This is a genomic window from Paenibacillus sp. J53TS2, from assembly GCF_018403305.1.
In the GTDB taxonomy this organism is placed as follows: domain Bacteria; phylum Bacillota; class Bacilli; order Paenibacillales; family Paenibacillaceae; genus Fontibacillus; species Fontibacillus rhizolycopersici.
Genome location: NZ_BOSK01000001.1, coordinates 528891 through 549258 on the forward strand (window position 1 = coordinate 528891; position 20368 = coordinate 549258).

Genomic DNA, 20368 nt, shown 5'->3' on the forward strand with positions numbered 1-20368 from the left:
CCGCTAGCCGTCAATGCACGGCTAGCGGTTTTCTCTAAGAGAAATTATTGGCTCAGATGAATACGGAACACGTCTCCGGGTTGCCCGCCGAACACGATCTTCCCGCCGGCCGGCAGTTTAAAGGAAGGCTGCTTACTAATAATCGACGAGTGAACCAGCAACCCTTGTTCGTCATATACGATGAAGCCGCCGCTTCCTTCCGTTTTCACGGTCATCGTCCGCTCTGCCAAGGACGGCTGTATGTTAAACCATCTTGCCTGGCCGCTTGGTAGAATGGTGATCTTCGATTGCGCTCCGGCGTAGAGGTTAGGAATTCCATCCTCACGGATAAAGGTTTGACCATTTACATCCAAAATCTCCGCGCCACTCAACTCCGAGAATTTGAAATCAAAAGCGTCCCGGCTGTTCATATTCGGAATTTCCATAATGTTCACCGCCTGATTGGCATCCACGATTTTAGCGCCGTTGGCATAACCGTATTCAAGATCAAGTGAGATCGTTTTATTGAGAACCGACGTGGCCAGGAAGAACAGGGAATTGATTTTCTCATCCAAAGCATAATACATTTTTCCATCTCTGGTTTTCCACTTTTCTTTCATCGCTTGACTCAGCGGTTGAGCTTCCAGCTTCTGATATTCGTAGGATACCATATGCATTTGGCTAAGCCCCGGGAAGTTCAAATATGCATCCAGCTTCAAATAGGTCTTGCCGTTGGTCTCCTTCACAAAGCTAACGTTGGCCGTGCCATCGCTGCTCGCAAACCGGCCGTTGCCCGTATATACATACGTTTGTGCCGGAATTAAACCGCCCATTTGGGCTGCCAATTCCATTTGCCCTTGTTGAATGACAACCTTCATTGTTTCGCCGACCATTCCGTATAATCCGGAATAAGCTTGCAGCTCCTTAGGCATTTCCATCTTAACGGGAGCCTCGAAGGTCGGAGTCGGTTGAATCTCGTCAATCAGGCCTTTTTCGTCCAAATACTCCAGCAATACCCCGGCGGCGAAGGCACTGTTATAGAACGAGCTTCCTCCCGAAGAAAGCACGGCGATCGAGATATGCTGCTCCGGCAAGACGATCATTCCGGCGTGATACACGATCGTATCGCCGCCTTTCGATAAAGCGGTGATGCCGTATTCTCCAAACGGAGCCAGCTCTACAGCATCCCAGCCCAATCCGTAGTTAAAAATATTCGTTTCTTCCTCCACCCAAATTCCGTTGCGATATTCGTGGGCTTGCATCAATTTCGACGCAGCCTTGGAAAGCAACTCCGGCCGGTCTCCCATCAGGACTTCGGCAAATTTCGTTAATTCTTCAGCAGTAGAATAGATGCCGCCCGCACCAAGCACATTGGCATTTTCCACAGGTAAAACATGATCTATTCCTGGAAAATAAGTTTTGGCCAGCTTCTCTCGGTCAAACGTATCGAGTGGCGTTTTGGTGCTTCCGAGTCCCAAAGGCTTGCTAAAATGTTGATCCAGGTAATCTGAATAGCTGACACCACTTACGCGTTCCACCAGAATCTCCAGTAGCGTAAAGCCATCATTGCAATAGACGGAATACGCGCCGGGGTCAGATTTCAGGTGCTCGGACCGCAGCTTGCTCAGCAATTCGTCATGGTTTTGCGTGTCGTTATCATCAAATAACATGCTGTTCTCGTAGTGGGAACCATACAAACCCGATGAATGGTTTAACAACATCCACGGCGTAATTTGGCGATACCTTTTGTCCGCCATTTGAAAGTCCTTGACATACATCGTGAGCGGTTGATCCAAGTCCACGAGCTTCGCATCGACCAATTGCATGGTCGCTGCGGCGACAACCATTTTGCTGACCGAGCCTATTCCGTACATCGTCTCCCGGGTGACGGGCGCACCCGTTTCCTGATTAGATGCTCCAGCGCCGTCAGATAACGTGATCGCTCCATGATCCCTAATGGCGTATTGCAGGCTGGTTACGCCATAATCTGAGATGACGGTTTGAGCCAGCGCTTGCGCTTTATCCTTTACCGGGTTTGCACTTGCCTGAACGTTTCCTTGACCCGCCGGCATGATGAGCACCAGTAACAACGTAAGGAAACCAATCATCCATTTGTTCATTTCCGATTCCTCCCTGTACCTTTATCTATTGGATATAGGTTTTATCGTACATGAAGGAAGAAGCGGATGAAGGCCACTCGTTCTGAAACGCAAATATCAATCCCCGAACGGCAGGACCACCATATTATTAAAGGACTTACTGCCCGTCTCGATGGTCATGTTGCCTCCGTATTTCTCGCATATTCTGGAGATATTGGTGAGGCCGATCCCGTGAAACTCCCGGTTTGGCTTCTGGCTTTGTAAACGAATCACCTCATGCTCGGTTTGGTTTTTAATCTGAATGGACAGAGCAGACTCGTCCGAGCGGATGCGAATCAGGATATAGCGATCTTCTGCGATCTTGACTTTCTTGGAAGCTTCCAAAGCGTTATCCAGCATATTGCCGAGCACGACGCAAAGGTCGTAACGATCGATGTTCAGATCCTGCGAGTAGAGACTCAGCTGTGTGTCGATTCGAATCCCATTCGCCTCGCCGATATTCAGTGCGTTTGTGACAAGGGCATCGATTACAAGATGGCCCGTATTCACTCGATGATAAGCGTCTTCGACTTTATTTAGCGTGACTCTTATATGTTCTAATGCCGCAGCCGGGTCCCCCCGCTTGATGCACTCCTCAACATACAGAAATTGCTGGTTCGTATCGTGGATGATGCGTTTGATGGATTTGAAGCTATGCACCGTTTTTTCATAGTTCGCGTCTTGGTAGTCCATCTGTCGCTGCAATTGAAAATTCTCCTGTTGGAATTGAAACTTCTCCATCATCGTGTCGAACATATAGATCACCAACACATTGAGTAACAACAGTCCGATGACCCAAATAAAGAAATGCAGGTTTTTTTCGCTAAACGCAGCCAACCTATTTACCTGATAAATGCTGAACACGGGGACGAACAGAAATAGAAGGTAGTATGAAGGCTTTAACGGATACGTTCGACGTTTGGCCATGAGTCGGATCAGCTGAACTACAACAAACATAAACGTGCAGGAGAGCAACAGAGTTTTGGCGGACGCCGAAAAGCTCGAAGGTTCAAAATTCCGAAATTCGTCCGAATTGAGGGTGTAGAAAACAAACAAAGAGAGCGAATTGACGATGGACATCAACACCGCGTACAAGACCGTATACATCAACTTGTTTTTGAGTTCAACCTGGTAGGAGTCCGCTAAACTGTAAATCAGCAATAAGGCTACACCGGAGGCGGCGCCCCACCCCATGTCGACAGTCAAATAGACCGTGCTCACCAATACGAATACGATAAAATGCACGATCCGATGCGGTTTACGAGCCGACCGCCCAAACACCGAGTCAAAATATAGGAGAAGCTGGTAACCTAGCACGAATACGATGCTGATCAGAATCGGAAGATGAAATGGAATCATAAGTTGTCCTTCATTACCTTGAATTTCGTATAGAAATCTTTCACTTCTTTGATTTTCGATCGTCCGATCGGCATTTCCAATCCGTTTGACATCTGTACGACACTCCCAGCAAATTTGTTCACATGGTTCATATTAATGATGATTGAGCGATGAATCTGCAAGAACTGACTGTCTTTTAGAGACTCCGCATACTTCGAGATCAGTCCTTTACTTTCAACAACTTGAGATACGGTTATGAACTTCAACTTGTTCTTCACTGTTAGGCTCTTGGCGGATTCAATCGCGATAATTTCATCATGCTTGAGCACCACATCTTCATAGCCGGATTGAACGATCAAGAACTTCTTCTCCTGCGCTTGAAAATAACGGCACAACCGAATGACCTTCTCCTCCAGTACCGACGGCGCGACAGGCTTGATCAAGTATTGAAAAATAAACACATCAAAGCTCTCCACCATATATTCGGGATAACTCGTCAAAAAGATGATTTGCTCATCCAGATGCTGAAGCTCCCTGATTCTCCGGGCTACGGAAATCCCGTTTATCCCGCTCATCTCCACATCCAATATGAGAATATGGAACGGCGATTTCTCCTGTTCATAATGGGACACTAACTGTTCGCCGGAGGGGAACAATTCGATTTCAAATTCGATATTGGCTTTAAACGATAAAGCCAGCAATATCTGCCGCAGTTGGTCTCGTTGCTGCTCATCATCATCGCAAACCGCTACTCGAAACATCCTGCCTCACCTCCGTTGCTTTCTTCTCATTGTTCCACTATAACGCAACGCAGGGTTTCCCTCCTCTTGCTCGCTTCTTTGCACGATTATCCCCTTCACTCAGGGAGCAGAGTAGAGTTGAGGGTTGGGGCAGAGTTGGGCTTGAGCTGGGTGGAGATCGAGGTGGAGATCATAGAACGGACGTTAATCATGCGCCATGATTCACTTACTAGCATCTGATCCAACGGGATAATCGTGCAAAGAGCGAACAAGTACGCGTATTGAGCTAACGGATGCGCGCTACACCGCTATTTCCGAGCATACTAACTAATATAGCGAGCAGTTATTGGGAACTATTCATGTTCTGATTCTGTAATCGAATCAGTACTTTGCCAAAACGTCCGCCCTCCTGAATGACTACTTTGCCGGACGGATATGCTTGATCCAAATAGTCAGCAATGATATTCCGATTCCGCTCATCTACTGGCAGACGGTGATGGCCAAGCCAAGACATCGTTTCCTGCATTGCCGTTTCTCTGGTGACCTCCTTTGTTTTCTTTTCCCATGTGATTAGCGATTCATAAGCATAACCTTTAAGATACAACAAATGCAGCAAGTATCCCATTTCCGTAGGTTTCGTATGAAAAGGCTGACCCGTGAGGAGAGGCCAAACTTCGTTCACAAGGCTATGCTCTGCAGGAATTATCGGCATGATTGTTCGTTGAGAGTCTTGGCCCTATGGTCAAAGGATCTAGCAGGATCGATCCCGGCTCTTCTCATCATGTTTACGATGGTATCGGAATCGTCTTTCCATGCTTTTTCCCAAACGGATGCATTGTAAAAATCGTTCATGATCCTCCCTCGCTCTTTCCTTTTAGTTTATGGACTCCCCTATTTCTGCTTCCTGTTCTAGTCCCGGCGACTTCCCTTTACGAAGAAGGAGACCAAGTACAAACGCAACAAGGGCGATGACGCCGCCGAAAACAAACGCATTGTTGATGCCCGCTGCGAGCCCGTTGGCAATTTCCGCCGGAGCCTGCGGATCGCTCACCCCGCTCAAATAATGCTTTTGTCCGCCCGACATAATACTGATGTACAGAGCAGTGCCGATTGCGCCGGACACCTGCTGCAGCGTATTCAAGATCGCTGTCCCGTGCGGGTGCAGATGGTTTGGCAGTTGGTTGAGCCCCGCCGTCTGTGCGGGCATCATGACAAGCGCGGAACCAATCATCAGTGCGACGTGAACGGCGACGAGGAACCCCGTGCTCGTCGTTTCATCGAATCGGGTAAATTGCCATAATGAGATGGCAACAAGGGCCAGGCCTGGGATGATCGTTATGCGAGGTCCAAACTTATCAAACAGCTTGCCTGAAATCGGAGCCATGAGCCCATTCACAAACCCTCCAGGAAGCAGAATCAAGCCTGATTTAAATGCCGTTACCATGAGTACACCTTGCATAAATATTGGAAGCATGATCGCCGAGGAGAAAAATGTCATCATTAGCACAAGCATAAGCGCCACGATAAGCGTAAATGTCGGATACCGGAAAGCACGTAAATCCATAACAGGTTCCTTTAACAATAACTGCCTCCACACGAACAGCAATAAGGAAATAACGCCTGCAGCGATCGTCCAGACGACTGCCGGTTCCGACCAACCGTGTTCGCCGGCATTACTGAACCCATAAACGATTCCGCCGAATCCGATCGTTGATAACACGATGGATAGGAGGTCCACTCGCGGTTTGGTAACTTTCGACACATTCTTCAACACAACGGCTCCTATGATAATGGAGAGCAGCGCAAAAGGTAGTACAAGGTAAAATAGCCAGCGCCATGTTAGTCCGTCAATGATTAATCCTGATATAGTTGGGCCAATTGCCGGGGCGAACATGACGACGAGCCCAAAAATGCCCATTGCACCTCCGCGCTTTTCTGGCGGATAAATGGTCATGATAACGTTCATTACAAGCGGCATCAGCATGCCGGTTCCCATCGCCTGAATGATCCGCCCGACCAGCAGCACACCGAATTCCGGCGACACCGCCGAGGTAACCGTACCGACAAGGAATAAACTCATCGCAGACAGAAATATTTGCCGGGTCGTAAACCATTGCTGCACGATTGCCGTAACCGGAACAAGCACGCCAACAACGAGCATATAGGCGGTGGAAAGCCACTGACCCGTTGCAGCAGACACACCAAACGATTTCATAAATTCAGGAAGGGCATTGCCCATTAAAGTCTCATTCAAACCGGCGACGAACATGCCGATAATCAGAGCAAACAGGATTGGGCCGCGCTTTATTTTAATTAAGTCGATCATCCTTTTTCCCCCAAGCCTCTATATTCAGGTAACCGTGCCACACATCGAAAAGTTGTTTTTCCATAATAAATATATCCTCCATAGATCTTCAATATCCACAATTAGAATATATGAAATGCATTGCTTGAACGCCTTATCCCTGTTTCTCCCCCTCCCTCAATAACATTACAATTATAGATCTACAGTGTCCATAATAAAGGATTACATTCCTTTTTGCAATAACATTCTTTGAACTGCGCAGATTTCGATTCCACGGTCTTCGGCATAGCTGAGCCAACCTAATGCTGGCAAACGGTGTAAACATGGTTAGAAGCAACGCTTTGCAAACCACCCCAATCAAACAAAAAGCTCCTGAACCGTCACAAGGACAGGTTCAAGAGCTAGTTCATTCTTAAGGTGGTGCGGTCGAGAGGACTCGAACCTCCACGGGGGGTTAGCCCACACGGACCTGAACCGTGCGCGTCTGCCAATTCCGCCACGACCGCTTGGTGTTTAAAATCCGCGAAATCCATAACCCGTTTTTCACGGCGACAAGATATAAAATATCATGCGCCGCAAAAAGAGTCAACCCTTTTTACTCCACCGCGATGGAATGCAAGTCGATACGTCCACCTTGCACGCTCACAACCAGCGTGGATGCGGCAGCCGAAGTCAACTCGGCGCTAACGCGGCGCAGATCACTGCCCGGGGAGAGCGTTATGCATGCTCTCTCCACCCCATCCTGCATGACGGTTACGAGCGCAGCCTCCTTGCAAATCAGCTCCAGCGTCGCCGTATGACCTGCATCGATGCCGCGGAAGGAGTAGGCTGCAAACTCGCCGTCTGTTAACTCCAAAGCGAGGTTCTGCCAGCCGCTGTCGAACCCAAACTTCTTCGTTTGGGGCTCGTCTACAATCGGTACGATTTTCATCCCCGTTTGGGCCCGGTACTTATAGATGTTCCCTTCCGTACGGGTTCCGCTGTAGGAGACACCTCTCCCCGGCAGTTCATCGTAATCCGTGCCGCGAACCCGGCAGCCCGGAGTACGGAACACCGCCGCCGTCACCTCCGGCCGCAGGGTGCAATTCTCTACCTTGATATTCTCCAGATAGGCATCAAGAATTTGCTGCACGCGTTCATAACTTGGCCGTGCTCCCCCTTCTGTATAAGCAAGAAACTCGTCCCAGCTCTCGGGCTTGTTCACGGTATAAGGCGATGTCGCGCGCTCCATCTTCTTCCATGGCCATAAATTGTAGCCGATTCCCAGCGACAAAGCGAGCGGATACATCGCAGCAAACCACTCCAGGTCGTTCTCCCCGGTCTCGCCCAGCCATAAGGGCAGATCCAGCACCTCGGAAAGCGCCAGGAACTCCTCATACGCCTCTTTGCCGGGCTTGCAGGCATACCTATGGAAATGAATAACCATGTTGGGGTCATAACGTTTATAAAATATGGCCGTATTCGTCGCCCAATGATGCCCCTCCACCGATAGCAGATGCCGGTTATCGATTTCCCGAATGGCGGCGATCGCTTCCTCATAAAAGGCCGCCAACCGTCGAACGAGGTAATCCTCGTGTTTTCCCTCCATCAACCCTGGCCGAACCGGCTCGTTCAGCAGGTCGTAACCACCTACGATCCAGCGATCGCAGTACCGTCGGGCGAGCTCCTTCCACAGCTCGATCCCTTTGTTCCAACTGTCTTCATCGGTGAATAAGCGAGGGAAATCATCAACCGAGTCGTCGATGTTGGCTCCGGTCTGCCCGCCGGGCGCACCGTGTAAGTCCAAGAAGGCATAAAGGCCAAATTCCTCGCACCAATCCAGGCAACGGTCGATCAGTGCAAAACCGTCCTCTTTCCAACGAATCCCCGGCTCGTCCTCCATCAGAATCCGCCATCCGAAAGGAATGCGAACCGAATTGTAGCCCTGCTCCGCCATCAGCCGAATATCCTCGCGAGTCACATAGCTTTCTCGGAAACGCTTCCAGAACTGTTCGGCATAGGAACTGCCGGCAACTTCCCGAATGACTGCTTCGATTCGCCGTGGGCGGTCAAACCGGGGGTTATGGGACAACCACATGTACCCTTCGCATAGCAGCCAATTTCCCAGCCCCCAGCCTGTGAGCAGGATCTCCTCTCCCTCGCCGTTCACGATCCTTGTTCCCTCTGCGCGGAGAAAGCCTTTCACCCGCGAGCGATCCGTTTTTTCGTGCATCGTTAGTCTCCTCCCGCTGCTTATCGGTAATCTCGAATAGATCATTGAATCGGAACCATTATAGCATCCGATTCCCTCGAGCAATCGCCGTCCCGATATTTGTGACCACGACCCGAAAAACGTGCACCTCTCCATTGTTTCGGTTATTCTGGCAACTCCCCGGGGAAGCTTGCTTCATTCGACGGGATTGTCACTCGTTCCACCAGCTTCTCCGGCTTGGCGGTCCCCTTCGAGCGGCAAGCCGTCAATTCGATGTCCTCCCCGTTCTCGATATAAAAGGCGGGACCTTCATGATTTTCGATCGCCACCTGGTTAAACCTCACGTCCTGCACATTCCCCAAGTAGAATCCTCGCCGCGCCATATCCTCAATCCCGGCCATCATTGCGGGGCGGCCGGGAATCGCGTCCTTCGCCATCGAGATTTCGATGTGATCGAAGGTAACTTCCGAAATATACCGCTCTACTAAGCCGTATAGAAACCCGGCGGAGGCATGAACCTCACGAGCGGTGATGTCGGAGAAATGAATCCGTCGAAAATGCGGCGTCTCATCCGTGACCGGATAAGGATTTTTGTCCCACACGTATTTTTCCTTGCCGCGTGGTCCACAGAAGTAATAGAGATTCATGATAAATGGACAAATCACGTTTTCCATGACGATGTTGTTGATCCGGATGTCTTCGACGATACCGCCGCGACCGCGTCGGGACTTGAGCCGGATGCCACGGTCCGTTTGTTGGAAGACGCAATTCGAAATCGTCACGTTGCGGATATTCCCGCTCATCTCGCTCCCAATGACAACGCCGCCATGCCCATGGATCATCGTGCAATTCGTAATCGTAATGTTCTCGCAGGAAACCCGCTCCGCCGTCTCCTCGGTACCTGCCTTAATGGCGATGCAATCGTCTCCGACATCGATATGGCAATTACTGATTCGCACGTTCGAGCAGGATTCGGGATTAATCCCATCCGTATTGGGCGAATCCGCTGGATTCAGAATCGATACGTTGTCGATGGTCACATCGCGGCAACGAATCGGATTTACCGTCCAACTGGGGGAATCGACCATCGAGACGTCCTTGATTGTCACCCTCCTGCAGCGGTCGAAGCTAATCAGCTTTGGACGCGGATACTGAAGCTCCTCCGGGCGGTTTCGGTGCTTCTCCCACCAAGGCTGCCCGTTCCCCTGCAGGCAGCCGCTCCCCGTTACGGATACATTCTCGAGATCCTCCCCGTAAATACAGGAGGCATGAACCTCTCTTTGAACTCCTTCCCACCTGGATTTCACCATCGGATAATCGTCCGGATTGGTGCTGAAGGATAACAACGCCCCGGGACTTAGCCTAAGCTCGACATGGCTCTTCAGGATGATCGCCCCCGTCAAGAACGTCCCGGCCGGCACGACCACCGTGCCGCCCCCGGCTTCGCTTGCGGCCGCGATTGCAGCGGCGATGGCCGCGGTTGCCGGAGCTCCGCTGTCCTTCACCGCACCATAATCGGCGATATTATACATGCACATCGGCTTGATTCTCCATTCGGCTGATTAACGTTTCCATTTGCGTGCAGGCCATCACGAACGCGCCGACGCCGTGCAGATCGTTTTTTACCTTAGGGCGGGCGGCGTAATGGTCATAGTCGCCGGCAGACGTGCCAATACAGATGTCCGGCACCACCAGACGGCCTAGTTCATCCCATTCCACGACCCGGGTAAGCCCTTCATACCCCCGCATTGCGGCTTGCGCTGCTTCCTCGCCTACAATGCCCAGCTGTACCGCTTTTGCCAGAGTATAAACAAACAGGCAAGAGCCCGATGTTTCCAGCCAGTTATCCGGCCGTTCGCCTTTATCGACGACCTGATACCACAGCCCGCTCTCCTTGTGTTGATAACGGATTAGCGCGTCCACGAAACCGGACAGCGCACCCGCAAGCTCCTCTCTCCCAGGCTCCTCTGCCGGGAGCAAATCGAGAAATTGAGATACGGCCAAGCCATACCAGCCAAGGGAGCGGCTCCAAAATTCCGGAGAACAGCCGGTCTCCGGATCAGCCCACGGCATCTGCCGGCTCTCGTCCCAGGCATGGTACAGCAAGCCGGATTTTTCGTCCCGCATGTATTTCCGCATCAGCTTCTCCTGTCGGAGCACCTCCGCCCGGAGCCCCGTTTCTCCGAATGCATTCGCATATTTCAGGGAAAATACACCCGCCATATACAACCCGTCTAGCCACATTTGATACGGATATTTATCCTTATGCCAATAACCGCCCTCGGACGTGCGATTTAACGTCAGCAGCTGGTTTCTCAGCTTGTCGGCCGCAATCCGATATTTGGCTGCCCCGGTTCGTTCGTCTAACGTGAACAGGAGCAATCCGGCCTGCACGGCATCCAGCTCATCGCGGGCGAAGTACAGGTTGCCCCGTTCATCCACCAGATCATCGACATATTGTTGAATGTACCTGATGTACTTCTCTTCCTGAGCGACCTCCCACAACTGCTCCATGCCGCACAGGAAGACACCTTGATGGTAATGCCAACGATGCGCAGGAGGCAAGCTTCCCGCGTCGGCGTAGGTGTCCATCAACGAATCGCAAGCCTTCCTCGCCCATTCGAGCGGTGTGTTCGGACCATGCATCGTCATTCCCAAGCTCCTTCCGTCTCAGAATTGGATTCCCCTCGATTGAATCCCCTTTGCCCCGTTTACCCCTTCATCGATCCCAACAATGCCCCTTTGGCAAAATGCTTCTGCAGATACGGATACACGAGCAAGATCGGCAGGGTTGCAACTACAATTACCGCCATCTTGATCGTCTGGTCCGGCGGCGGAACAGTCCCGTCCAGCTCGGCACTGTGGTCCAGTCCGCTCGCCAGCACGACGATTTGCCGCAGCAACACTTGGATCGGCCATTTCGCGCTTTCGTTAAGATACAAAATGGCCGACATGTACGTGTTCCAGTACGTTACCGCATAAAACAGCGAGATCGTAGCGATTGCAGGCATCGAGAGCGGCAAGACGATTTTGAACAGGATACCAAAATCATTGCAGCCGTCAATCCGGGCGGACTCCTCCAAGCCCTCCGGAATGTTCTGGAAGAAGTTCTTGAGGATAATCATGTTAAACGCGCTGATCGAGGACGGAATAATCAGGGAGGCGAACGTATCGATCATCCCCAGTTCCTTGACGACCAGAAATGTGGGAATCAGCCCGCCGTTGAACAACATCGTGAAGACGACCAAGAAGTTGATCGTTCTCCGGCCATCGAGATCCTTGCGCGCCAGTCCGTAAGCCATCAGCGCCGTCAGCAACATGCTGAACACCGTGCCGATTAGCGTCACGCCAATCGAAACGCTCATCGCCTTAAAGATCGTATTGGTCGAGAAAATAAATCGATAAGCTTCCAGGCTCCACACTTTAGGAATCAGCACGAATTTATTGGCCGCGAGCTCGGCGTTCGTCGTAAACGAACCGGCCACGACATGAACGAAAGGCAACACCGTAATCAACGCAATGATGGCCAGCAGCGTAAAATTGAGGGCAGCGTAAATCCTGCCGCTGACAGATCGGTCCTCCACCATCAGTAAACGCCCTCCTCCCCGATTCTCTTGGATAGTTTATTCACCAGCATCACTAGAATTAGCCCAATAACGGATTTGAAGAAACCGATTGCCGTGCTGTAGCTATATTGGCCCTGCCTTAGCCCCGCGGTATACACATACGTATCGATGATCTCGGCGACTTGTCGGTTCATGGAGTTGAGCAGCAGATAGACATGCTCAAAGCCCAGATCCAGCACATGCCCGATTTTCAAAATAAACAGCGTAATAATTACGCCCCGGATCGACGGTAACGTAATATGCCACACCTGGCGCATCCGGCCGGCTCCATCCATCCGCGCCGCTTCATACAATCCCGGATCGATAGCCGCCATGCCTGCCAGATAAATGATCGTTCCCCAGCCGGCCTCCCTCCAAATGACCTGGAGGATGTACATAGGCCGAAACCACTCGGGATTCAACAGGAAATTGATTTTCTCAAGACCAAAGTACACCAGCAGCTCGTTGATGATCCCGCCGTCCATCGTCACCATCACGTAGGTAATCGATACGATGATGACCCAGGACATAAAGTGCGGCAAGTAGACGAACGTCTGGAACAACCTCTTAAAGAAGTGGCCCCTGAGCTCATTCAACATCAATGCCAGAATGATCGGTACCGGAAAGTAGATAAACAGGTTCAGCGCAAACAAGATCACCGTGTTTTTCAAAATGATCATGAAATCCGGCTCGGTAAACAGCCGTCTGAAATGCTCCAAACCGACCCATTCGCTGCCTCGGATGCCGTCATACGGCTTATAATCCTGAAAGGAAATGATCAACCCGTACATCGGGAAATATTTGAAGATGATGAAATACAGCACGCCGGGCAGTAGCATCAGGTACAGCCATTTATTTCTCCATAGTCGCTTTCGGAGAAGTCCGGTCTTCGTGCGTCTCCCGAGCGGAATCTTCGGCGTGACGGAGGATGGAGCGGTCGCTTCACTCATACGTATCTTCCTCTCTCCAATGAGGTCCTTCAAAAAGTTCATCTTTCCATGACGAAGGAGTTCAAGACGTAGATTCGGCGTCGAATCTTGAATTCAGCCGGGCCCTCCGTTGCTCACGTACTCTAAAGTACGCTCCGCTACTCAGGCCCTAGCTTCATCCAACCTTCTTGATCCTGAAAACCTGACTTTTTGAATTTTAATTAATGGCCGCGTTATATTCCTCGATAATCTTCGAACCGCCCCGACTCTTCCATTGCTCAACCGCTTTCTCGAAGCCGGCCTTGTCGATCTGGCCGTAGATATATTGATAGGTGGCGTCCGTAATCAATTGCTGCAGTTCTACGCCTTTATCCGTAAAGGTTTGCGAATCCAGCGCCGCAGTCGGATCCGGAACGCCTACCTTCACGTTTTCCTTGATCAGCTCTTCAGCATGAATTCGGCCCGGCAGCGTATTATAGCTCTCATACATGCCATTCGTTTCGGCTTCACCGATGACGCTGTCCTTGAACGGCTTCACTTCGCGTTCGATCAATTCCTTATCGTCCGCAACCTTGGCTTTGCCTTCCACTACGGTATAATGTGTGCCTTCAATGCCCCAGTACATCAAATTAGCCACTTCCGGCGTCATCATCTTGTCGAAGAACGCAAGGATCTTCTTGAGCTCCGCTTCATCCTTGACCGCCGATTTCGGGAACAGAATGATATTGTTGTACCCCGGAATCATCCATTGAGCGAATCCACCGTCTGGTCCGGCAACCATGCTGTGCGTATCGAGTACGGCATCCGGCACGTTCTTAATCAAATCCTTATTCAGCGAATCGATATCCTGCATGGACCCGCCGATGTAGAGACCGGCCTTCCCGCTTGTAAACATATTGACGGCATCGGTTTTGCTTGTCGCCGCAAAGTCTTGGTTCATGTAGCCGTTATCCCGCAGCTTCTTGAAGAAATCCATCGTATCGATGTACTGCGGGAACATAAATTCCGGCTGAAGCTGACCGTCCTGCTCGCCCCAGTTATTAGGCGTGCCGAACCAGGCGGATACTGTCTTGAATGCGCCGTAAACCAGTTCGTTTCGGTCCGCGAGGCCGGTCGTATCTTTTTGGCCATTGCCGTCCGGGTCTTTCTCCGTGAAGGACTTGGCCATTTCAAACAATTCATCGACATTGGCCGGTGCGGAAAGCCCCAGCTTATCCGCCCAATCCTTGCGGTAAATAATCCCTTGACGCGCCAGCGGTCTGCCGATATAGAGGGAGTACAGCTTCCCCTCCACCTTCGTATTGTTAAGGATTTCCGGTTTCAATTTGTTAAGGTTCGGGAATTCGGTCAAGTAAGGGCCAATTTCCCAAAACTGCCCGTCCTTGATCGCTTCTTTCATTTGAATAAACGTGGTCTGGTTTTTGAGGTAGGTCACTTGGGGTAAGGAGCCTGTGGCAAACGAGGTGTTCAGCTTTTCTTCATACGTGTCCGCCGGAAAAAACTGATAGGTCAGCTTCGTGTTCGTCAGCTTCTCCAGCTCGGTTTTGATCGTATCGGGGGGTGTTTCCGACGTATTTAGCGGTAACATAATCGTGATTTCTGTCGGTTTCTCCGCCTCTACAGGCGCGTTCCCGCCGTTGTCCGTGGTGGACGCAGCAGGTTCTGTTGCCGCCGGGCTGCCGCTCCCCCTATTGTTAGCGCTTCCACAACCAGCCAGCACAACGCTAAGTGATAACAGTGCGGTCAGGATGAGGATGAATGATTGTTTCTTCATACCTTTGGACCTCCCATGGTTTGGATTGCTTACCCTTCCACGGTAACCTTCCAAAGGCATAACGGAAACAATCATTTCCTCATAACGGCAACGCCAAGCGGCGGACCTGAACAAATGATTATGGGTGTGATAACGCATCCTCGAACTCGCGGATGACCGCTTGGCCGCCGCTTTGTTTCCACCGTTCAATCTCTTGCCGAAAACCTTCGGCATCGATGCGCCCCAGGATGTAATGGTACGTGGCATCGCTAATGATCGTTGACAGCTCTGCGCTCTTCTCGTCGTACGTCGGCGAGCTGAGCCGGATCGTTGGATCGTCAACCAGGAACGCTTCGTTGTCTTTACTGAGCTGTTCGGCGATTTGAGTCAAATGCTCTTTTTGCGCGACATCCATCAGATTGGGGTTGCCGATATCCGCAATCATCAGCGAATAGAGCGGGTTTACCTCATTCACTCGCAGCTGCGAGGTCTCCTCCGGCAAGATGACCTTCCCGTTTTCTATCTTGTAGTGCCTTCCTTCCAAGCCGTACATCATCAAATTGGCGACATCCTTATCCATCGTCCGGTCGAAAAAGCCCAGCGCGACCTTTAGATCCTGCTCCGTTGGGATCATTTTCTTGGAAAACAAATAAAGTCCGTTGAAATTAGGAATCGACCATACCTTATAACCGTACGGACCATTAATCCGGTTGACCAGGGTGAAATCAGCGTTTGGGTTCATCGCCCTCGCCTCAATGGAGAGGCGTTGTACATCGGTCATGCTTCCGATCAATACGCCCGCCTCACCGCGAATGAACCGGTCGCGCTGCACTTCTTTGCTCGTGAGCGGGAAATCCAGATTGATCAGCTTTTCGTCGTACAGCTTTTTCACATAATTCATCGTATCCAAATATTCGTCCGCCATAAATTCCGGAATGACCCGGCCGTCCTCGACTTTCCAATTGTTTGGCGTGCCGAAATAGGAGCTTAACGTCTTGAAGATGCCGTAAACCAGATCGTTCCGGTCTACGATACCTAGTGTATCCTGCTTCCCGTTGCCGTCCGGATCACCGTATGTAAATTGTCTCAACACCTCATAGAGCTCATCAAGGGTCTGAGGTTCTTCTAAGCCGAGACGGTCCAGCCAATCCTTGCGCAAAATGAGGCCTTGCCGCGAGGACGGACGCTCGGTGTACAACCCGTAGATCTTTCCGTCAACCGCAGCCTGATCCAAAATTTCCGAATCCAGCTTGCTTAAGTTCGGAAACTCTGCCAGGTAAGGTCCGATTTCCCAGAAAACATCCGAGCGGATGGCGTTCCTGACCAGATGGTAATCGGAAAATTTCACGAAGCTGACCTTAGCTAAGGAGTTGGTCGTCAGCCCAGTCATCATTTTGTCGGTATAGACGCCCTCAGGCACCCACCTGAGATCCAGCCGAACCTCGGTCTTCTCCTCGATCTCCGCCACAATCTCCTTGGATGGCGGCTGCGGAAAATGCAGCGGCGCTAATATGGATAAAAAAGGCCGGTCCACGCTTGTCGCCTTAAGCTTCGTTTCCCGGTTCATGCAACCGCCAAGCAAGCAAACGACGATCAGGAGAAGGATAAGCACGGAGAAGCCGCGCTTCCCGCTTTTTGTACTGAACATTCGTTATAGCCCCCCATATCGAAGAATAATACAAAATGATTATTGCCACACGAGATGATTATTGCTATTATTTTACAGACGCTTTACACTTGAACATAACGACTTCTCATCGATAAGGTCAGGTGCTGATTTTGGTGAAACCCTTAAGCTTCTTAAGCAAACTGATGATTTTTACGATCGCCGTGAGTACACTGCCCGTCCTGTTCATCGGTTCCTTTTCGTATTTGACCTCAACCCGGGAGATCCAAAAAAATGTCAACCAAAGCAAAATGGAGCTGATCTCTCAAATCAACTCCAATGTAGAGCGTAAATTAACGACTGTCAACCAAACCTTAAATCAAGTGGTCAACTCGACCGTACTGAAAAAGACTCTTCAAAACCCGTTAAGTGAAAGCGATTTCAAACTATACAACGATCTGCGAAACGAAATCCGGAACATGCAGTCCTTCGATACGAAACTGGAGGATGTCGTATTGATCAACCTGCAGCAGGACTGGATGGTAAAGAATTCGGGCTTGTACCGGATGAGTGAGTATAAGGACCGCGAAGGGCTCGAACGGTTGATGAACACGCCTGACGATACCTCCTGGATTTTAACCCCGTCCTCCTGGTTTTACAGTGAGGAGAACGCCGATTCCGCACCGTGCAGCTACAGCATCAGCCTAATCAAGAAGCTGCCGGTCTCTAATTTGCACAAGTACGGATTGGCATTGGCGAACATTCCGGCCTGCAGCCTGCAGGATGTCGTGGCGACCGACAGCGAGCCGCCGGACAGCGTGATCGTCGTTAACGAACGCCGGCAAATTCTGATGCACCCGGATCCGTCGCTCATCGGCCGGCAGTTGGAGGAATCCGGATGGGGAGATACGTCCCTAATCGTGGACGAAGCGCAGCCTGCCGGGCAATTTCAGACGTTCATCGGCAAGCAGGAATATTCCGTCACCTATTTGCGTTCGCAGCTGAACGGGTGGGTGTATCTCTCGGTGACTTCCATTGGCAGCCTTACCCGGGAGGCGGGAAAGATCGGGCTTTATACGTTCTATGTCTGCCTGTTGATGCTGATGTTGTCGATTGGTTTGGCCTGGTTCGGCTCACGCCGAATGTACTCGCCGATCGAGCGTCTTCTAAATCTGATCGGCCGGCGGAAGACCGATGTCCGCCGAAGTCATGCCAACGAATTTGAGTTAATCGGCGAAGAGTATCACCGCTTGTTTCAGTCCAAATCCCAGCTCGAAACAGAGGTACACCAACACATTAGGCAGGTGCGTACCTTTTCCTTGATCGAAGCGTATCAAGGGCATTACACCAAACGCCAATTGCTCGAGAAACTTGAACAATACGGCTACAATGAGCAAATCGATGCCTGGCAAACGATGGCGGTGTTCACGTTGGCCCTTGATTTTACGGATGATTCGGCTTACGGAAAAAAGGACCTCAACCTGCTCCTGTTCGCCGCGCAAAATATCATTGAAGAGTTGCTTGATCCCCAAAGCCGGTTCGCCCCGGTGATCATGGATCAAACGATTGTGACGTTGATCGGAAGTCCAGACGGGGAGCCCGATTCGTTTCACCAAACCGTGTATGCCTGGACCGAGAAGCTGCAACATGAAATCCATCAGTGCCTGAAGCTGCAAGCCAGCATTGGCTTAAGCTTGCCTTTCCAGGCCATCCATAAGCTGTCCATCGCTTACCGCGAAGGGATTGAGGCGCTGAAATACCGGATTAAGCTAGGCACCGGGGTCATTATTCAATACGAGAACATCAACTCCGGAAAGCATGTGCTGAACGTAAATTACCCGACCCATAAAGAAAATGACTTATTGGACGCGATTAAGCTGGCGGAGGTGGAGAAAGCGAAAGAACTCACCGGACGGCTATTTCATTCCTTATTCGGTCAAGAGCTGTCGCCGCAAGAATATCAAATCCCGTTAACCCGCCTGCTGAACAATCTACTGGTGATGATGCAGGAAGCGGGAATTGCGTTGCATCAAATCCAGCCTACGGGCGGTTCATTGTTTGAAGAGATGCTGGGGTTACATACCAAAGCGGAAATCGAAGATTGGTACTGGACGACGGTCATCCACCCGATGATCCGTATCTTCAACAACCGGCAAAATGCCCAGTACCAGAACATCTCGGAGAAAATCATCGATTTGATCCAACACGAATACGACGCCGATCTGACCTTAGAGGCCTGTGCTGCCCGCCTTCATTACAATGCGAATTATATCAGCAGTATCTTCCGGAAAGAAACGGGGTACTCGTTCAGCGAATACCTCACGATGTACCGGTTCAAGATGGCTAAACTTTGGCTGCGCGAAACGGAAATGCCCGTCAAGGAAATCGCGGCCAAGCTCCGCTACAACAACTCGCAGAATTTCATCCGCTCCTTCCGCAAAGTGGAGGGAATGACGCCGGGGCAGTTCAGGGAGACCGCCGCAACACATTTGCTGGATAAGGTTCGGGAAACGATCTAGGTCTCTGACAACGCTTCTTGCGCTACTCGAACACAAAACGCCGCGACTAGTCCTGCTAGGCGGCGTTTTTCATGATTATCCCGTATGCTCAGGTGATAGATTCTCTGCCCCTGGTTTGGTATATTTATTCGAAATCTTGCAGCACCACTTTACCCACCGAACGTCCCGTTTCCAGCATCGCATGGGCTTTTCGCAGATTAGCCGCATCAATCGGAGTTAGCTTTTCGGTCACCGTCGTGCGGATAATCCCCCGGTCCACCAAGCCTGCCAGCTCGTTCAGAAGCTTATGCTGCTCGATCATATCAGCCGTTCCGAACATCGGACGGGTAAACATCAGCTCCCATACGAAAGTGACGCTTTTGTCTTTCAGCATTGTCAGATCAAGTCGTTCGTCCGTCTCGACGATCGAGCAGATTTTCCCCTGCGGCGCAATCGCGTCCGCCATGTTCTTCCAGTGCTTCTCGGTACTGTTCAGGCAGAAGATATAATCTACATTCGCAAAGCCAAGTGCCTTCAACTGAGGAACGAATTCTTCGTAATGGTTGAGGATATGATCGGCGCCAAGTTCCTTTGCCCATGCTGCCGATTCCGGACGGGAGGCGGTGCCGATCACCGTAAGCCCCGCATATTTGGCCAATTGGGTCGCGATCGAGCCAACGCCGCCAGCGGCCCCGATGATCAGAATCGTTTTCCCGGAGTTAGCGTCTTCGACGGAAGAAAGGCCCAGACGGTGGAACAATCCTTCCCAAGCGGTGATCGAAGTCAAGGGCAACGCTGCTGCCTGCGCAAAGTCCAGCGTGCTCGGCTTCAGGCCGACGATCCGCTCGTCAACGAGATGGAATTCACTATTTCCGCCCGGCCGCGTGATGCTCCCGGCATAATACACTTCATCTCCTGGTTTAAAAAGCGTGCAATCCGGTCCCGTCTGCTCAACAACGCCGGCCACGTCCCAACCGAGCACTCTTGGCTTGCTTTCCGTCCGGTTCTTTGGCCCCCGTACCTTCACATCTACCGGATTGACGGAGATCGCATGAACCCGGACTAGCAAGTCTTGGCCAGTTGGCGTAGGCTTCTCGATCTCCACATCCATTAGGCTATCAGGATCATTGATGGGTAAATACTTGGTTAAACCGACTGCTTTCATCTTGTTTCCAGACATTCGATTTCCTCCTTTGGAATTCGTGGATCTTATGTCCGTAAATATATCGTTATGGAAACCTTTCCGTAAGTACGCACATTCGTGTTATATAGTATCCTTTTTTATA

14 protein-coding genes and 1 tRNA gene are annotated in these 20368 nt (G+C 50.9%); 1 reads left to right on the forward strand and 14 read right to left on the reverse strand.

Going from position 1 to position 20368, the window contains the following annotated elements; genetic code table 11:
* Nucleotides 1-44: 44 nt before the first annotated feature.
* From KJS42_RS02505 to KJS42_RS02565, 13 genes are all read right to left on the reverse strand, one after another.
* Nucleotides 45-2099, reverse strand: a complete 2055-nt coding sequence (locus KJS42_RS02505) for a serine hydrolase domain-containing protein (RefSeq protein ID WP_213621871.1) — start codon at nt 2097-2099, stop codon at nt 45-47.
* 96 nt (nt 2100-2195) lie between these two features.
* A complete protein-coding gene (locus KJS42_RS02510; RefSeq protein ID WP_213621872.1) occupies nt 2196-3476 on the reverse strand; it encodes an ATP-binding protein in 1281 nt (426 codons plus the stop codon).
* Nucleotides 3473-4216 carry a LytR/AlgR family response regulator transcription factor gene (locus tag KJS42_RS02515; protein WP_213621873.1) on the reverse strand — a complete coding sequence of 248 codons (744 nt, stop codon included), beginning with the start codon at nt 4214-4216 and terminating at the stop codon, nt 3473-3475. Before KJS42_RS02515 ends, KJS42_RS02510 begins: the two co-directional genes overlap by 4 nt.
* 322 nt (nt 4217-4538) lie before the next feature.
* Complete coding sequence (locus tag KJS42_RS02520; protein ID WP_483311267.1) at nt 4539-4877, reverse strand: hypothetical protein; 339 nt, start codon at nt 4875-4877, stop codon at nt 4539-4541.
* Nucleotides 4878-5069: 192 nt separating this feature from the next.
* Nucleotides 5070-6521, reverse strand: a complete 1452-nt coding sequence (locus tag KJS42_RS02525) for an MDR family MFS transporter (RefSeq protein ID WP_213621874.1) — start codon at nt 6519-6521, stop codon at nt 5070-5072.
* Nucleotides 6522-6918: 397 nt separating this feature from the next.
* Nucleotides 6919-7006 (reverse strand) — tRNA-Leu (locus KJS42_RS02530).
* Between the two features lie 89 nt (nt 7007-7095).
* Nucleotides 7096-8712 (reverse strand): glycoside hydrolase family 5 protein, encoded by a 1617-nt coding sequence (locus KJS42_RS02535; protein WP_213621875.1) that lies wholly within the window; start codon nt 8710-8712, stop codon nt 7096-7098.
* Nucleotides 8713-8855: 143 nt separating this feature from the next.
* Nucleotides 8856-10229, reverse strand: coding sequence for a glycoside hydrolase family 28 protein (locus tag KJS42_RS02540; RefSeq protein ID WP_213621876.1), 1374 nt, complete (start codon nt 10227-10229; stop codon nt 8856-8858).
* Nucleotides 10216-11343, reverse strand: coding sequence for a glycoside hydrolase family 88/105 protein (locus KJS42_RS02545; RefSeq protein WP_193415024.1), 1128 nt, complete (start codon nt 11341-11343; stop codon nt 10216-10218). The genes KJS42_RS02540 and KJS42_RS02545 overlap by 14 nt, the downstream gene beginning before the upstream one ends.
* A 59-nt stretch (nt 11344-11402) precedes the next feature.
* Entirely contained in the window at nt 11403-12278 is an 876-nt protein-coding gene (locus tag KJS42_RS02550) for a carbohydrate ABC transporter permease (RefSeq protein WP_213621877.1), read from the reverse strand.
* A complete protein-coding gene (locus KJS42_RS02555; RefSeq protein WP_213621878.1) occupies nt 12278-13246 on the reverse strand; it encodes an ABC transporter permease in 969 nt (322 codons plus the stop codon). Before KJS42_RS02555 ends, KJS42_RS02550 begins: the two co-directional genes overlap by 1 nt.
* Nucleotides 13247-13442: 196 nt before the next feature.
* Complete coding sequence (locus tag KJS42_RS02560; RefSeq protein ID WP_213621879.1) at nt 13443-14999, reverse strand: extracellular solute-binding protein; 1557 nt, start codon at nt 14997-14999, stop codon at nt 13443-13445.
* A gap of 118 nt (nt 15000-15117) precedes the next feature.
* A complete protein-coding gene (locus KJS42_RS02565) occupies nt 15118-16626 on the reverse strand; it encodes an extracellular solute-binding protein (RefSeq protein WP_213621880.1) in 1509 nt (502 codons plus the stop codon).
* 134 nt (nt 16627-16760) lie between these two features.
* On the opposite strand from KJS42_RS02565, the gene KJS42_RS02570 reads away from it, so the two are divergent.
* Entirely contained in the window at nt 16761-19103 is a 2343-nt protein-coding gene (locus KJS42_RS02570; RefSeq protein ID WP_213621881.1) for an AraC family transcriptional regulator, read from the forward strand.
* A 124-nt stretch (nt 19104-19227) separates the two neighbouring features.
* Here KJS42_RS02570 and KJS42_RS02575 read toward each other — a convergent pair whose 3' ends face one another.
* On the reverse strand, nt 19228-20262 hold the full coding sequence (locus tag KJS42_RS02575; RefSeq protein ID WP_213621882.1) for a zinc-binding alcohol dehydrogenase family protein: 1035 nt from the start codon (nt 20260-20262) through the stop codon (nt 19228-19230).
* Nucleotides 20263-20368 lie beyond the last annotated feature (106 nt).

Excerpts from the sequence above, each read along its gene's own strand:
- KJS42_RS02505 (WP_213621871.1), bottom strand. The coding sequence starts at position 2,099 with ATGAACAAATGGATGATTGGTTTCCTTACGTTGTTACTGGTGCTCATC.
- KJS42_RS02510 (WP_213621872.1), bottom strand. The coding sequence starts at position 3,476 with ATGATTCCATTTCATCTTCCGATTCTGATCAGCATCGTATTCGTGCTA.
- KJS42_RS02515 (WP_213621873.1), bottom strand. The coding sequence starts at position 4,216 with ATGTTTCGAGTAGCGGTTTGCGATGATGATGAGCAGCAACGAGACCAA.
- KJS42_RS02525 (WP_213621874.1), bottom strand. The coding sequence starts at position 6,521 with ATGATCGACTTAATTAAAATAAAGCGCGGCCCAATCCTGTTTGCTCTG.
- KJS42_RS02535 (WP_213621875.1), bottom strand. The coding sequence starts at position 8,712 with ATGCACGAAAAAACGGATCGCTCGCGGGTGAAAGGCTTTCTCCGCGCA.
- KJS42_RS02540 (WP_213621876.1), bottom strand. The coding sequence starts at position 10,229 with ATGTGCATGTATAATATCGCCGATTATGGTGCGGTGAAGGACAGCGGA.
- KJS42_RS02545 (WP_193415024.1), bottom strand. The coding sequence starts at position 11,343 with ATGACGATGCATGGTCCGAACACACCGCTCGAATGGGCGAGGAAGGCT.
- KJS42_RS02550 (WP_213621877.1), bottom strand. The coding sequence starts at position 12,278 with ATGGTGGAGGACCGATCTGTCAGCGGCAGGATTTACGCTGCCCTCAAT.
- KJS42_RS02555 (WP_213621878.1), bottom strand. The coding sequence starts at position 13,246 with ATGAGTGAAGCGACCGCTCCATCCTCCGTCACGCCGAAGATTCCGCTC.
- KJS42_RS02560 (WP_213621879.1), bottom strand. The coding sequence starts at position 14,999 with ATGAAGAAACAATCATTCATCCTCATCCTGACCGCACTGTTATCACTT.
- KJS42_RS02565 (WP_213621880.1), bottom strand. The coding sequence starts at position 16,626 with ATGTTCAGTACAAAAAGCGGGAAGCGCGGCTTCTCCGTGCTTATCCTT.
- KJS42_RS02575 (WP_213621882.1), bottom strand. The coding sequence starts at position 20,262 with ATGTCTGGAAACAAGATGAAAGCAGTCGGTTTAACCAAGTATTTACCC.